The sequence below is a fragment of the Tenacibaculum aquaeponti genome, from assembly GCF_052084715.1.
GTDB lineage: Bacteria > Bacteroidota > Bacteroidia > Flavobacteriales > Flavobacteriaceae > Polaribacter.
In genome coordinates this window covers 2,683,387-2,697,062 of record NZ_CP197288.1, presented here as the reverse complement: position 1 = coordinate 2,697,062, position 13,676 = coordinate 2,683,387, and the positions used below count along the sequence as shown (strand labels likewise).

Annotated in this window: 14 protein-coding genes; 6 read left to right on the top strand and 8 right to left on the bottom strand. The window is 30.3% G+C overall.

The genetic code is table 11. The features are described from left to right. Window positions 1-36 precede the first annotated feature (36 nt). From ACSIGC_RS12130 to ACSIGC_RS12115, 4 genes are read right to left on the bottom strand one after another with little or no spacing between them, the layout of a single operon-like run. A complete protein-coding gene (locus ACSIGC_RS12130) occupies window positions 37-1,299 on the bottom strand; it encodes a POTRA domain-containing protein (protein ID WP_442265083.1) in 1,263 nt (420 codons plus the stop codon). A 2-nt stretch (window positions 1,300-1,301) separates the two neighbouring features. Then, window positions 1,302-2,039, bottom strand: coding sequence for a hypothetical protein (locus ACSIGC_RS12125; protein WP_442265082.1), 738 nt, complete (start codon window positions 2,037-2,039; stop codon window positions 1,302-1,304). Beyond that, complete coding sequence (locus tag ACSIGC_RS12120) at window positions 2,029-3,030, bottom strand: glycoside hydrolase family 113 (protein WP_442265081.1); 1,002 nt, start codon at window positions 3,028-3,030, stop codon at window positions 2,029-2,031. The genes ACSIGC_RS12125 and ACSIGC_RS12120 overlap by 11 nt, the downstream gene beginning before the upstream one ends. A gap of 46 nt (window positions 3,031-3,076) precedes the next feature. Then, a complete protein-coding gene (locus tag ACSIGC_RS12115; RefSeq protein ID WP_442265080.1) occupies window positions 3,077-3,958 on the bottom strand; it encodes a hypothetical protein in 882 nt (293 codons plus the stop codon). Between the two features lie 157 nt (window positions 3,959-4,115). Here ACSIGC_RS12115 and ACSIGC_RS12110 point away from each other — a divergent pair, with 157 nt between their 5' ends. Genes ACSIGC_RS12110 through ACSIGC_RS12085 form a run of 6 tightly spaced genes read left to right on the top strand, consistent with a single transcriptional unit; the run spans window position 4,116 to window position 11,124 of the window. After that, entirely contained in the window at window positions 4,116-5,459 is a 1,344-nt protein-coding gene (locus tag ACSIGC_RS12110) for an NAD(P)/FAD-dependent oxidoreductase (RefSeq protein WP_442265079.1), read from the top strand. 17 nt (window positions 5,460-5,476) lie between these two features. After that, on the top strand, window positions 5,477-7,081 hold the full coding sequence (locus tag ACSIGC_RS12105) for a 4Fe-4S binding protein (protein WP_442265078.1): 1,605 nt from the start codon (window positions 5,477-5,479) through the stop codon (window positions 7,079-7,081). Beyond that, window positions 7,071-7,547: a toxin-antitoxin system YwqK family antitoxin gene (locus ACSIGC_RS12100; protein WP_442265077.1), complete on the top strand. Its 477-nt coding sequence runs from the start codon at window positions 7,071-7,073 to the stop codon at window positions 7,545-7,547. The genes ACSIGC_RS12105 and ACSIGC_RS12100 overlap by 11 nt, the downstream gene beginning before the upstream one ends. After that, window positions 7,547-8,242, top strand: a complete 696-nt coding sequence (locus ACSIGC_RS12095) for a glycosyltransferase family 2 protein (protein WP_442265076.1) — start codon at window positions 7,547-7,549, stop codon at window positions 8,240-8,242. Before ACSIGC_RS12100 ends, ACSIGC_RS12095 begins: the two co-directional genes overlap by 1 nt. Beyond that, window positions 8,242-9,732: a cellulose synthase family protein gene (locus ACSIGC_RS12090; RefSeq protein ID WP_442265075.1), complete on the top strand. Its 1,491-nt coding sequence runs from the start codon at window positions 8,242-8,244 to the stop codon at window positions 9,730-9,732. Before ACSIGC_RS12095 ends, ACSIGC_RS12090 begins: the two co-directional genes overlap by 1 nt. Next, window positions 9,733-11,124 carry a mannosyltransferase gene (locus tag ACSIGC_RS12085; protein ID WP_442265074.1) on the top strand — a complete coding sequence of 464 codons (1,392 nt, stop codon included), beginning with the start codon at window positions 9,733-9,735 and terminating at the stop codon, window positions 11,122-11,124. A 164-nt stretch (window positions 11,125-11,288) separates the two neighbouring features. Here ACSIGC_RS12085 and ACSIGC_RS12080 read toward each other — a convergent pair whose 3' ends face one another. From ACSIGC_RS12080 to gcvH, 4 genes are all read right to left on the bottom strand, one after another. Then, on the bottom strand, window positions 11,289-12,038 hold the full coding sequence (locus tag ACSIGC_RS12080) for an energy transducer TonB (RefSeq protein ID WP_442265073.1): 750 nt from the start codon (window positions 12,036-12,038) through the stop codon (window positions 11,289-11,291). Between the two features lie 102 nt (window positions 12,039-12,140). After that, window positions 12,141-12,866, bottom strand: a complete 726-nt coding sequence (locus ACSIGC_RS12075) for an energy transducer TonB (RefSeq protein WP_442265072.1) — start codon at window positions 12,864-12,866, stop codon at window positions 12,141-12,143. 48 nt (window positions 12,867-12,914) lie between these two features. Then, entirely contained in the window at window positions 12,915-13,304 is a 390-nt protein-coding gene (locus ACSIGC_RS12070) for a VanZ family protein (protein ID WP_442265071.1), read from the bottom strand. Next, the gene (gene gcvH, locus ACSIGC_RS12065; protein WP_442265070.1) at window positions 13,270-13,650 is read right to left on the bottom strand and encodes a glycine cleavage system protein GcvH; all 381 of its coding nucleotides are present in this window, start codon (window positions 13,648-13,650) and stop codon (window positions 13,270-13,272) included. Before gcvH ends, ACSIGC_RS12070 begins: the two co-directional genes overlap by 35 nt. Window positions 13,651-13,676: the final 26 nt, after the last annotated feature.

The window sequence follows — 13,676 nt, the reverse complement described above, 5'->3', positions numbered from 1 at the left end:
TTTAAATAACCTTAGATAATAATTCAAGTTTTAAGTCTAAAAATACTGCCCAATTCCAAAGACTATACCATTAGTTTTATCAGTTAAGCTAATTCCATAGTCAATTCGAAAAATTGCGTTGTAAATTTTCTTATTGATAAAACGTAGTCCGACTCCTGAGTAAAATCTCATATTATCTGACTTCCAAAAATCTGAAATCTCTCCACCAGGTTGTCTCCAGGTTCCTACATCTAAAAACCCATTAGCTTGAATTGTTAGCCATTTTTTATCGTAAAATGTATGTCTGTATTCAGTATTATAAACCATACTTGCTGTACCACGATCTACAATAAAACCAACACCTCTTAAATTAATATTGTTATCTAAAGCAAATGGAGCAAAAGGAGAATCACTGTTAGAAGCAAAACCTATGCGTAATCGATTTGCCCAATTTCCTTTCTTCCCTACTCTATCGTAATAAAAGAAATCGTTCCAAGCTATAATAAACTTATCTTGAAAATCATTTTGAGAAGTAACATATTGAAGATATAAAATGCTTTTAAATCCATCTAAATAATGAAAATAATATTCAAGATCTTCATATGTATACAAAAGCTTATATAATATTTTATTTACTTTTAAATCTCTGGGAACTTCCGGACTTGTAGCTCCATTTAAATATTGATATTTTTCTTGAAAATAATTGAATCCAAAAGTTATATGATGATTAAAATTAATTTGATATAATCCTAATAATTCAGTTGAAATATTATTGTACAAATAGTTCGCTGTCTGATTATCGAAAAATAACGGTTCTTCACTTTTCCAATTTTGATGACTAAAACCTAGTCCAAACTTTTTTGAAAATAAATTAGGAGCTCTAACATTAAACGCATAAGTATCATGTCCGTTATTCTGATAAAATCCGCCAACTGCGATATTTCTACCTAAGAAATTATATTCATAAACACCTAATTTATAAGCAAACCTATTATTAGTTGTTGTCCAAAAAGCTAATTCTGGTAAAATCGTTGAGCTTTCTTGAATGTGAAATTCAAGATCACATTTTCCATCTTCGGTGTTTGTCTTTAAATAGGCATGTGCAACAGCTGGTAATCGCTTTAAAATAGTAATATCTTGTTCAACTTTTCTAGTATTGTATACATCTCCTTTCTTTGTCTCTGTTATCGATTTCAAAAAAGATGCTTTCGTTCTTTTCATACCTTTAAAAGTAACTGAACGAACTATCATTCCATCTTCTTGAGAGAACGCTGAAAATGTAAAAAATATTAAAAGTAGTATGGTTATTAATTTCTTCATTATTACTCTGCGGTAAAATTTTTGTAGGAATAACTATTTACCCAATTATCTAGACTTACACCTAGTACAATAAACTGGTAATCATTTGCTATTTCTAATTTAGGAGGTGTGGTTGGATTTATCGTTAAAACTACATTAGATGTATCATAATAACGGAAAAATCGATCAAAAGTATAAGTTCCTGATACAAAGATACTGTTTTGCTCTAATAAGACTTGAAAATAAATAGCATCATTTTTCAACTCGCTTTCATTCCAACGAAATTCTGGTGACAAACGAACAGACGTATCAATTGTCACATCAGAATTATATACTGTTGCTTGTTGCGTATGCTTTATTCGTATAGGATTCGATTTATGAATTTTACCTTCGGTTTGGTATGTAACAATTCCCCAAGCATCTTGTAATTCATTTCTTTTAAAGGCCGAAAGTTTATTTCCGAAGACACCTTCAATAGGTAAAATTTTAAGCTTATAATTAGAAAAATCATCAGGATTTACATTTATACTCTCAGTTTCGTAATATTTAAAATCAAAACTTCCTTCTTCAGGAAAATAATATACCAAAACTATATCTTCATTGTTACTACTTCCTGCACATGCAATAACTTCATCTAAAACTTTATTTGAATGATTCTGTAAAAAATCACTTAAAATAGTATCAGATAAATTGGTTGATTTTTCATCTTTACTACATGAAAAAAGTAGTATTAAAACAATAAGTATCCACTTACTGTGCATATAATTTCTGAATTAATTTTTCTGCTGGTTTATTCTGAGGTGTAAATCGATTGTTATTTTCTCCTCCAACTTTTTCGTGATCGTGAAACCATTTCCATAAGAACCCACCAGCAAACCAATCTTCTTTCCAAAACTGATTATAAATTGCTTGGGTAGCATTTTCTTGAGCTTTTAAATTTACTTCTCCAGAGATTCTGTTCGAACTCCAAGGTTCTTTACCAGTGTAATTCACACTTCTATATCCGAATTCAGTAAATAAAATAGGTTTATTAAATTTCTGATACAACTCTTTAACTGTTGCTTTATGAGGTTTCCAACCTTGCTCTAACTCTTCAACAGAAGGGGTTTTCGCTTCACTTAAAGGAAAATAGGCATCTATACCAATAAAATCTAATTGATTCCAAAACGGAACTCTTTTAAACTCATCCCAATTTGCTGCATAGGTTAATTTACCTGAATATATTTTTTTAACTTTCTGAATTAAAGAATTCCAATAATTCGGTCTGTTCATTACAAACTTTTCTAACTCAGTACCAATGCAAAGAATGTCTGCTTTAACTTCTTCAGCAGCTTTCGCATAATCTAAAATAAAAGCACTGTAAGAGTTTTCTAAAACTTTCCATTCCTCTTCAGTTTTCATTTCTATATACCCGGTAAATTCGCCTCTCCAAACCCAAATCTGAGGTTTAATCATAAACTTTATTCCTAGTTTTTTAAATTCTTCAGCATATTGTTTTACTCCTTTTTTGGTTTCACCAAACCATTGTCGAGACGAATTATATCGAACTTCTGGAGATGCTAAATCTTTTATAAAACCAAAAGGCATCAACGAAACATAATTCGCTGACGCCTTAACTACGGGTGTTGTATGTTTATCGCTTATTGCTTCCGAAGAAGCAACAAAGCTTAATCCGTTTATTTTTTCTTTTTGACTATTGCAAGAAGTACATAGTACTAAAAACAATACTATAAAAATTTGCTTGATCTTCATGCATTAAAAATAGCCATTAAATTACACTTCTTTATACATTAAAAGTTTAAAATAAAGCTCTAATTCCAAAACTATATGTTTCTCCTAAACCTTGAAAATTAAACCCTCTTACTATGTTACTGTATAAAACTTCTAAGTTTATTACATCTGTTAATTGGTATTTACCACCAAAACCTAAAGAAGTATTGTCTTGCTCAAAATCTCCAAAACGCTCAGAATGTTGAGCAAAAGCTAAAACTGTTGCTTTTTGAGTTGGAAAATAACTAATAAAAACTCCTGGAACTACTAAAAAAGTATTGTTAGCAAAACTCTTATCATCTCCAAAACCATATTCAGTATTTAACTCTGTAAATAATTGCCACTTTCCGCTTGGAAATGTGTAATCGTAAAAGAATCTATTTTGAAACGACCATGCTGTTTGATCTAAAAATCCTCCATCTGGATTACTTTCGTCACCACTTCCTAACAAAGGAATGTGAATCGCACTTTGAATAGAAAAATTTCCAATACTTTTAAAAGGTTGAATCTTTACTGCTGGAGCAATTGAAGAAATTCCTACTCTATTTGTTGGAGTATCTTCTAAGCTAAATACAGAAAGTGCTTGTCTTCCACCAAAAGTATTTGAACGAAATTCAATAATACCACCTATATTTATTCTGTTATTTTCTGAAACTCCAGTAAATACTTCCACAGTAGATGTAAAAAAATTTGATCTTGCCACATCACGTCCTTCACTATTGTTTTGACCTGTTTCTCTAGTCTGTGTGTATAAACCATTAAACCATTTTATATCCCATTGACCTTTATTTAATAATTTAGATGGAGTAAATACTTGTAAGTTATTTTTCTCTTCTTCTTGCTTTTCTTCTTGAGAAAAACCAGTGTAGTTAAATGTCAGTAATATTAAAAGAATTGAAATTCGTTTCATGAGTAGTTTTTTTTTGATCTTAAGCTGAGTCGTTTAAAAAAACAAATCATTACATGAAGGCTCTATCCCTTTCTCTTATTTAAATCAATTCTAAATTTAAAACAAAAGTAAATTATTATCTTTTCTAGCGACATAGTCAATAGCAATTTTCAAAAACATGGAACACATCGTTATTATTGGTAATGGTATTTCTGGCGTTACTGCAGCAAGACATATTCGAAAACTTTCGGATAAAAAAATTACCATTATCTCCTCAGAAACTGAACACTTTTTCTCTAGAACGGCTCTTATGTATATTTATATGGGGCACATGAAATTCGAAAACACAAAACCTTATGAAGATTGGTTTTGGAAAAAGAACCGAATTGAATTAAAGAAAGGCTTAGTAGAAAAAATCGATGCTGAGAATAAGCAGTTGTTATTGCAAGATGGGAGCTCTTTTTCTTATGATAAATTAATTCTTGCTACTGGTTCTAAACCAAATAAATTTGGTTGGCCTGGTCAAGATTTAGATGGTGTTATGGGTATGTACCATAAACAAGATTTAGAAAGTTTAGAAAAATATGCTCCGAACAATAAAGTCTGTAAACGTGCTGTAATTGTTGGTGGTGGACTTATTGGTATTGAGCTTGCAGAAATGTTACATAGTAGAAATATCCCTGTAACTTTTTTAGTTCGTGAGTCTAGTTTTTGGAATGGTGTACTACCTGAACAAGAATCTGAAATGATTAATAAAGAAATTTTAGAAAATCATATTGATTTAAGATTAGGTGTAAACTTAAAAGAAATTAAAGCAGATAAAAACGGTAACGTAAAATCTATCGTTATTGCTGAAACTGGTGAAGAAATTGCTTGTAATGTTGTTGGATTAACTGCTGGTGTTTCCCCAAACATCAACTTTGTAAAAGAATCTTCTATTGAAACAAATAGAGGAATACTTGTAAACCGCTTTTTAGAAACTAGTGAAAAAGATATTTATGCTATTGGTGATTGTGCTGAGCAACATGAAGCTATTGGACAAAGAAGACCAATAGAAGCTGTTTGGTATACTGGTAGAATGATGGGAGAAACTGTGGCGCAAACTATTTGTGGAAATAGAATTGAATACAAACCTGGACATTGGTTTAACTCAGCAAAATTCATTGACATTGAATATCAAACTTATGGATGGGTTTGGGCTAAACCAAAAGAAAATGAAGCGCGTTTTTTCTGGAAAGATGAGACGGGTAAAAAAGCCATTCATTTAAATTATGATAAGGAAACCCAAGAGTTTATTGGTATTAATACTTTCGGAATTCGACTTAGACATGATTTTTTCGATAAAGTGCTTACCGAGAAAAAAAGTGTAACTCATGTTTTAGAACATTTTAAAGATGCCAATTTTGATCCTGAATTCTTTAAACAACACGAAGAAGCAATTGTATCGCAATTCAATAAAGAAAACGGTACTAATCTTCAAGTAAAAAAGAAAAGTTGGAAACGCATATTTAGTAAGGCATAAAAAAATTAATGAATACCATGAAAGTAATTAAAAATATAGGTTTAGTAATCTCACTTATTGGGTTTGCTATTTTTACAGCAAGTATGTTTACAGGAACTAATAAAGTTTCTGAAGAAACATTTAATACTTGGGCTTCACAGAATGTTAAAAGTGAAGTTTTTATTGAAAAAGCGAAACAAGAAATTGTTGGTAAAGAACTTAGTGCCGCTCAATTATCTTCTAAAATTGTTGATATAGCTAAACAATCTAACGAATATCATAAAAGTCAAAAGGAAATTGCTTGGGATAAAATCATCTGGATAAAATGGAATAAAACATATAAAGATTTTGTTTATCCATTAGTTAGGTCTTCAGCGACTGGCTGGGTTGTTCAAAACCAAGGATTATTTTTCTTTTTAACCTTCGGATTAGCCATTTTAGGTGGACTATTATTCTTTGGAGCTGATTATAAGTTATTAGGACCTGCAGGAATAAAAAATAATGGAATTTTTCAACATTCTGCAACCAATAGGGGTGTTTTAGGAATGATTGCTTTCGTATATTTCGTAGGGTTTTATATGTTATTGTATTTCTTCCCAAATTACTTAATCAACCCTATTTTATCTGTAAATCCAATCAAGCAAGCTTTAAATGGTAATGCTTCAGATCAATGGTTTTTATATGGATTCATGTATTGTTCTGTAATGACGGTTTTTGCCATCAGAATGTTTATCAAATACAGACATAATAATTATCAAATTGTAAGAACTGCTGTCGTATTATTTTTCCAAATTGCATTTGCTTTCTTAATTCCTGAAATTTTAGTTGCATTTAACAAACCTTGGTTCGATTTTAAAAATGCTTGGCCTTTAAATTACACGTTCTTCTTCGACTGGAATATTAATAGTTTAATAGAGAACGGGAACTTAGGAATCTTCATGTTAGTATGGGGAATCATTTTAACCTTGGTTATTGTTCCTGTAATGGTATATTTCTATGGGAAAAGATGGTATTGTTCATGGGTTTGTGGTTGTGGTGGTTTAGCCGAAACTTTAGGAGACCCGTACAGACAATTATCAAGTAAGTCTTTATTATCATGGAAAGTAGAACGTTGGTTAATTCACGGAGTTTTAGTTTTTGCTACGGTAATGACAGCATTAACATTGTACACATATTTCGCAGAAATTGAAAGTTGGAAAGAAGTTGCATTTGGTTTATCTGCTTATGATATTCAAAGTTCATACGGATTCTTAATTGGTTCTATTTTCTCTGGTGTTATTGGAACAGGATTCTATCCTATTTTAGGAAACCGTGTTTGGTGTCGTTTTGGTTGTCCTTTAGCTGCTTACATGGGATTAGTGCAACGTTTCAAATCTCGTTTCAGAATTACAACTAATGGAGGGCAATGTATTTCTTGTGGAAACTGTTCTACATACTGTGAACAAGGAATAGACGTGAGATCTTATGCACAAAAAGGAGAGAATATAGTTCGTTCAAGTTGTGTTGGTTGTGGTGTATGTTCGGCTGTTTGTCCTAGAGGTGTTTTAAAATTAGAAAATGGACCAGAAGATGGTAGAATTAACCCAACACAAGTATTATTGGGTAATGATGTAGATTTGATAAAATTAATGAATGAAAAGTAAGTTTTTATTATTCTTTTTATTAATTGGTTTTTTAGGTATTGCTCAAAAGGTATATCAAAAAAAATATTATCCAAACGGTTCTATTAAAGAAGAAGGATGGTTAAAAGATAACTTAAAACATGCTTATTGGAAATTTTATTATCCTAATGGACAAATCAAAGAAAAAGGTCATTACAGTAAAGGCTTAAAAAATAAATATTGGTATTTTTACCGCGATAATTCTTCTAAATTAAAAGAAGGACATTATCTAAATGGTATGCAAAACAATTGGTGGCTTTATTATAATAATAAAGGTACTGTTGAACATAAATGTCAATTAAAAAATGATATCAAAAACGGATACTGTTTAATTTACAAAAAAAGTAAATTAATTAAAGCTTCTAAATTTGTGAATGGTAAAAAAGTAAAAGAATGGACGGATTTCTCTTCCTTCAAGAGAGAAAATAATCTTAATGATTTAAAATAATGAAGCAACCATTAATTAGAGTAATTATACCTGCATATAACGAACAAGATTCAATTCCTAAAGTAATTAATGATATTCCTGATATTGTAGAAGAGGTAATTGTTGTAAATAATAATTCAACAGACAACACTCCTAAAAATGCTAAAAAAGCAGGAGCTACAGTTTTATCAGAAGAAAGAAAAGGATACGGTTACGCTTGTTTAAAAGGAATAAATTATATCACATCAAATAATCTAAAAACTGATATCGTAGTGTTTTTAGATGGTGATTATTCAGATTACCCAGAACAACTTATTGAAATTGTAAACCCGATTCTTAATGAAGATATCGATTTTGTAATTGGTTCTCGTGTTAAACGACTACGTGAAAGTGGTTCTATGACTCCGCAACAAGTTTTCGGTAATTGGTTGGCTACTTTTTTAATGAAAGTGTTTTTTAATGCTAGATTTACAGACTTAGGGCCTTTTAGAGCAATAAAGTTTGATAAACTTTTGGCGCTTAATATGGAAGATAAAACATATGGTTGGACAGTAGAAATGCAATTAAAGGCAATTAAAAGGAAGTATTCTTACGTGGAAATTCCTGTGAAATATAGAAATAGAATTGGGGTATCTAAAGTTTCTGGTACAATAAAAGGAACTATATTAGCAGGCGTAAAAATATTAAGTTGGATTTTTAAATACAGTTTTAAATAATGGTACTTGAATACATCATTATAGGTTTATATAGTATATCTTTATTATTAGTTTTTTTATATGCAATTGCTCAGTTAAATTTATTGTTTAACTATCTATCTTCAAAAAAGAAAGTAGATAATTCACCTAAATTTGACTTAACAAATGAAGATGAAGTTCCTTACATCACTATTCAACTTCCAGTGTACAATGAACTTTATGTAATGGAAAGGTTATTAGACAACATTGCCTTAATTCAATACCCTAAAGACAAACTGGAAATTCAAGTTTTAGATGACTCTACTGATGAATCTGTAGAATCAACAGCGGCTCAAATAAAAAAACTCCAAAAAACTGGATTAGATATTCAACATATTCGTAGAGAGAATAGAACTGGTTTTAAAGCTGGTGCTTTAAAGGAAGGCTTAAAGTTTGCTAAAGGTGAGTTTATTGCCATTTTTGATGCTGATTTTTTACCTAAACCATGCTGGTTAGAAAAAACTGTTCCTTATTTTAAGGATCCTGAAATTGGTGTAGTTCAAACTCGTTGGGGACATATCAACAGAGATTACTCAACTCTTACCAAAGTGCAGGCTTTTGCATTAGATGCGCACTTTTCTTTAGAGCAAGTAGGTAGAAATAGTAAAGGACATTTTATCAACTTTAATGGAACTGCAGGTATTTGGCGTAAAGAATGTATTATCGACGCAGGAAATTGGGAAGGTGATACACTTACAGAAGATTTAGATCTAAGCTATAGAGCACAGTTAAAAAAATGGAAATTTAAATATTTAGAAGATGTTGTTACTCCAGCAGAATTACCAGTTGTAATTAGCGCAGCTAGATCTCAACAATTCAGATGGAACAAAGGTGGGGCAGAAAACTTCCAAAAAATGACGGCTAGGATTATTACTAGCAAAAACATTAATTTAAAAACTAAAGTACATAGTTTACTTCACTTATTAAACAGCTCAATGTTTACTTGTGTATTTTTAATGGGAATTTTAAGTATCCCTATGTTATACATTAAAAACAAATACGGACACCTAGAACTTTATTTTTGGGTAATGAGTTTCTTTGTTACAAGTACACTTATCTTTTTTGTTTGTTATTGGTTTATGTATAAAAACTCTTTTGGTGGTGGTATAAAAAACTTTATAAAATATATTGGTGCATTTTTCACTTTCTTTTCTATTGCCATGGGCTTCTCACTACATAATACTATAGCTGTTATAGAAGGTCATATTGGTAAAAAAAGTGAGTTCGTAAGAACACCAAAATTCAATATTAAAACACTAGCTGATAGCTGGAAAAATAACAAATATATTAAGAAGCGACCATCTTTAAATGTAGTTATAGAGGGGTTACTTGTACTATATTTTGCTTTCGGTTTGTTTAGTGCTTTTACAGTTGGTGATGGTGATGGTGACTTTGGGCTTTTTCCTTTCCACTTGATGTTATTCATCGGTTTCGGCTATGTATTCTTTAAATCAGTATTTTCTAAAGCATAAATGAATTTTCTAAAAAGAAATTCAACGATACTATTTGTTACACTTTTCTCTAGTGTTCTATATTATTTTTTTGCTTATCAAACTGATAGAACTCAATTTGTTCAGGTTGTTACCATTTGGTTATTATTGTTTTCAGGATATTATTTCCTTACAAAGAAAACAAAAATACCTACGAATTATTACTTAGCTATAGCCATAATATTTCGTTTAATTTTTATTGCAACACTCCCCAATCTATCTCAAGATTTTTATCGTTTTATTTGGGATGGAAGAATGGTTTTTGAAGGACTCAACCCATACATATCTCTACCTGAAACCTTTATAAATAAAGGAAATTATCCCATAAAGCAAGCGGCAGAGCTTTACGAAGGCATGGGAGCGATGAATGGAAGTCATTTTACAAACTATCCACCAATAAATCAATTGTGCTTTTACATTGCAGCTTTACTATCTAATGAATCAATTTTAGGAGCAGCTATAGTAATGAGAGTTATTATAATTCTTGCTGACATTGGAATATTTTATTTCGGATACAAACTTTTAAAAAAACTGAATAAGAATCCTAATTTAATTTTCTTGTATCTTTTAAATCCTTTTATAATTATTGAACTCACAGGAAATTTACATTTTGAACCTGTTATGCTGTTCTTTTTTGTTTGGGCTTTATATAATCTTCAGAAAAAAAATTGGATTTTAGCAGCATTTTTAATTTCATTTTCAATCAATGTGAAATTGATACCGCTTCTTTTCTTGCCTTTATTTTTCTATTGGTTTATAAGAACAAATAATAAATTACAATGGAATCAATTTAGGAAACTAATTTTATTTTACAGCATCATAATATTAATCTCTATTGTTTTATTTGTACCATTCTTTTCAAAAGAGTTAATAGATAGTTATAGTAATTCTATTGGTTTATGGTTCCGTAATTTTGAATTTAATGCAAGTTTTTACTATATTTTTAGGGAGATTGGTTATATGTTCAGAGGTTATAATGAAATTGCCACAATAGGTAAAATAACACCTGTTTTAACCATTCTTTTTTTAGCATATTTAACTTTCTTTAAACGTAATAATCTATTTGAGATATTGGTCACATCTATGTTATTTGGGCTTTCGTTCTACTATTTCACAACTACAACAATGCATCCATGGTATTTAGCTACATTAATAGTGCTGTCTATTTTCACTAAATATAGATTTCCATTACTATGGTCTGTAGTAATCATTTTAAGTTATCAAGCTTATGCTAATACTCCTTGGAAAGAAAATTTATGGTTTGTTTTTACTGAATATTTGGTGGTATATTTATTTATGTTGTATGAAATAAAAACCCACTCACGTCTGAGTGGGAAAAATTGCTATGAAAAAGAAAAAGAAAGTGGTTTATAACCACATAACAAATATATAGTTAATTATGTTTCAACCAAAATAAATTAACATTTTATTGTTAAAATTTTAACACAAAATTTTCTCCTTCAATAATTTAACTTATTAAAAATTACGCTATCCTTTAAAAAATAAAAAAGTCCAATTAAAACTGGACTTAAATATTATTACTCTACCATAAAACTTATAGGTAATGTGTACCTGACTTTTGCTGGTTCATTATTTTGTATTCCTGGTTTAAATCTTGGTATTTTTTTAATAATCCTATCTGTTTCTTTTTTCAATCTTGGATGTGGTGCTCTAATAACAATATCCGTAATTAAACCGCTTTTATCAATTACAAACTGAGTTACTATTCTTTTCTTGCCTCTTTGTAATCCTAATTCGTTGGCTAACTCAGTATTGAAATGACGTTGTACTAAGCGTTTCATTTTCTTTTCAAAACAAACTCTGGCTTCACTTTCAGATAAACCTTCACATCCTTTAAAAATAGGAGCTTTTTGCACAAACTTCATTGAAACTGGTTCATCACCACCATCTATTTCTTCATCTTTTACAATTTCGATAATATCATCTTCATCAACTTCAATAATTTCATCATCACTATCTATAACTTGCTCAACAATATCTTGATCGTTATCTACAACTTTTGGTTGTTCAAATACAACTGGCTTTTGTTTAGTTTTTTTAACAGGCTGCTCGACTTTTTCTACTCTTTTAATAAGAACAGGAATTTGTTCAAAAACTATTGGTTTAGAATTGTCATCATCATGCTTTTCAGCTACCTCTTTTTTTACTTCGGATTTATGCTCTAATGTTACAAAGACAATAAAAAGAACGGCAACTAAACCTAATTGCATAAAAATTGTTGAGAATTTTTCTAGCTGTTTTTTTGGATTTTTTTTAAACTTTTTCATCTTATTAGTTTTTAAATTGATACTTAAAAACACCAAAAAACATGCCACAAAAAAAAGCAATCCTAAGATTGCTTTTTATTTATTTTCGTTTTGAGTAAGATATTACTCTACATTAAATGTAATTGGTAATGTATACCCTACACGTACTGGTTTTCCTCTTTGTCTACCAGGAATCATTTTAGGTAATTTCTTAGCAATACGTTCTGCTTCTCCTTTTAATCTTGGATGCGGTGCTCTTGCATTTACACTGGTAATTGTTCCATCTTTGTCAATTTTAAATTGAACAAAAATTCTTTTTTTACCTGGTGCTAAACCTAATTCATTAGCTAACTCTGCATTGAAATACTTTTGAACGTGCTTACGCATTTTTTTGTTCAAACAATCTTTCTTTTGTTGGTTAGTTCCTTTACAACCTGGAAATACTGGTACTTCTTCAATAATTGAAAAAGGCACATCCTCTACAACCTCTTCTGCTTCTTCAACCTCTTCGATTTCTTCAACTTCTACAGCTTCAGACTCATCAGTTTCAGTAGACTCGATTACTGTTTCTTCAATTTCCTTGTCATCTTCAACAACCTCAATTTTCTCAGGTGTTGGTGGTGGTGGAGCTGGTGGTGGTGGTGGTGGCGGTGGTGGTGCGTTAATAACTAACGTCTCTTCTTCTACTTCAGAACCAAGATCCGCACTTCCTAAATCACCATACTCTTTCTCGTAGGTTTTATGCTCTATAGCTACATAGGTAACAAATAAAGCCAAAACCAAACCAAGTTGAATGAACAACTTACTATAGTTCTCAAGGTTAAATTTTGGATTTTTCTTTATTTCCATCCTTTTAGTTTTTTCTGGTTTGCTAATTTAGTTAAATTCTTTGGACTTTTACAAGCTATTTAACATATTGATTAGATTTTTTTCAATTCTGTTAAAAAATAACAAACCTATTAGTACTCCTACAGTATTTGCTACAATATCTAAATATTCAAATAATCTGTAGTTTGTTAAATTAGATTGAAGGAATTCCATCAGAATTCCAAAAGCAATACATAATAATACTATTTGATTTTTTCTTTGTTTACCAATAAACACAGATAACCATGATATGGTTAGAAAAAAATAAGCCAAAGTATGATGTATTTTATCTATATAATTAAAGTAAATAATTAATTTACCTTTTAAGTTAGCCAAACTAAGATAAACAACTATTAATGTTAAGAATATAGCAATATATATAGCTTTATCCCTTAATAAGCTCTTGATAAGCTTCTGCATCTAACAATCCTTCTACTTGACTAGCGTCTGAAATCTTAACTTTAATCATCCATCCTGCTTCATAAGGATCTGAGTTTACTAACTCTGGTTCATCTTCTAAAGCTTCATTGAACTCTATAACCTCCCCTGATAAAGGCATAAAAAGATCTGATACAGTTTTTACAGCTTCTACAGAACCAAAAACTTCTTCTATTTCTACTGTATCATCTAAGGTATCTACATCTACATAAACGATGTCTCCTAACTCACTTTGAGCGAAATCAGTGATTCCTATTGTTGCGACATCACCATCAATTTTAATCCATTCATGGTCTTTTGTGTACTTTAATTCTGCTGGAATGTTCATTGTAATGTTGTTTAATATATTGTTTA

Bases quoted from the DNA above. Each gene is read 5' to 3' on its own strand.
- ACSIGC_RS12130 (WP_442265083.1), bottom strand. From the start codon at position 1,299: ATGAAGAAATTAATAACCATACTACTTTTAATATTTTTTACATTTTCA.
- ACSIGC_RS12125 (WP_442265082.1), bottom strand. From the start codon at position 2,039: ATGCACAGTAAGTGGATACTTATTGTTTTAATACTACTTTTTTCATGT.
- ACSIGC_RS12120 (WP_442265081.1), bottom strand. From the start codon at position 3,030: ATGAAGATCAAGCAAATTTTTATAGTATTGTTTTTAGTACTATGTACT.
- ACSIGC_RS12115 (WP_442265080.1), bottom strand. From the start codon at position 3,958: ATGAAACGAATTTCAATTCTTTTAATATTACTGACATTTAACTACACT.
- ACSIGC_RS12110 (WP_442265079.1), top strand. From the start codon at position 4,116: ATGGAACACATCGTTATTATTGGTAATGGTATTTCTGGCGTTACTGCA.
- ACSIGC_RS12105 (WP_442265078.1), top strand. From the start codon at position 5,477: ATGAAAGTAATTAAAAATATAGGTTTAGTAATCTCACTTATTGGGTTT.
- ACSIGC_RS12100 (WP_442265077.1), top strand. From the start codon at position 7,071: ATGAAAAGTAAGTTTTTATTATTCTTTTTATTAATTGGTTTTTTAGGT.
- ACSIGC_RS12095 (WP_442265076.1), top strand. From the start codon at position 7,547: ATGAAGCAACCATTAATTAGAGTAATTATACCTGCATATAACGAACAA.
- ACSIGC_RS12090 (WP_442265075.1), top strand. From the start codon at position 8,242: ATGGTACTTGAATACATCATTATAGGTTTATATAGTATATCTTTATTA.
- ACSIGC_RS12085 (WP_442265074.1), top strand. From the start codon at position 9,733: ATGAATTTTCTAAAAAGAAATTCAACGATACTATTTGTTACACTTTTC.
- ACSIGC_RS12080 (WP_442265073.1), bottom strand. From the start codon at position 12,038: ATGAAAAAGTTTAAAAAAAATCCAAAAAAACAGCTAGAAAAATTCTCA.
- ACSIGC_RS12075 (WP_442265072.1), bottom strand. From the start codon at position 12,866: ATGGAAATAAAGAAAAATCCAAAATTTAACCTTGAGAACTATAGTAAG.
- ACSIGC_RS12070 (WP_442265071.1), bottom strand. From the start codon at position 13,304: ATGCAGAAGCTTATCAAGAGCTTATTAAGGGATAAAGCTATATATATT.
- gcvH (WP_442265070.1), bottom strand. From the start codon at position 13,650: ATGAACATTCCAGCAGAATTAAAGTACACAAAAGACCATGAATGGATT.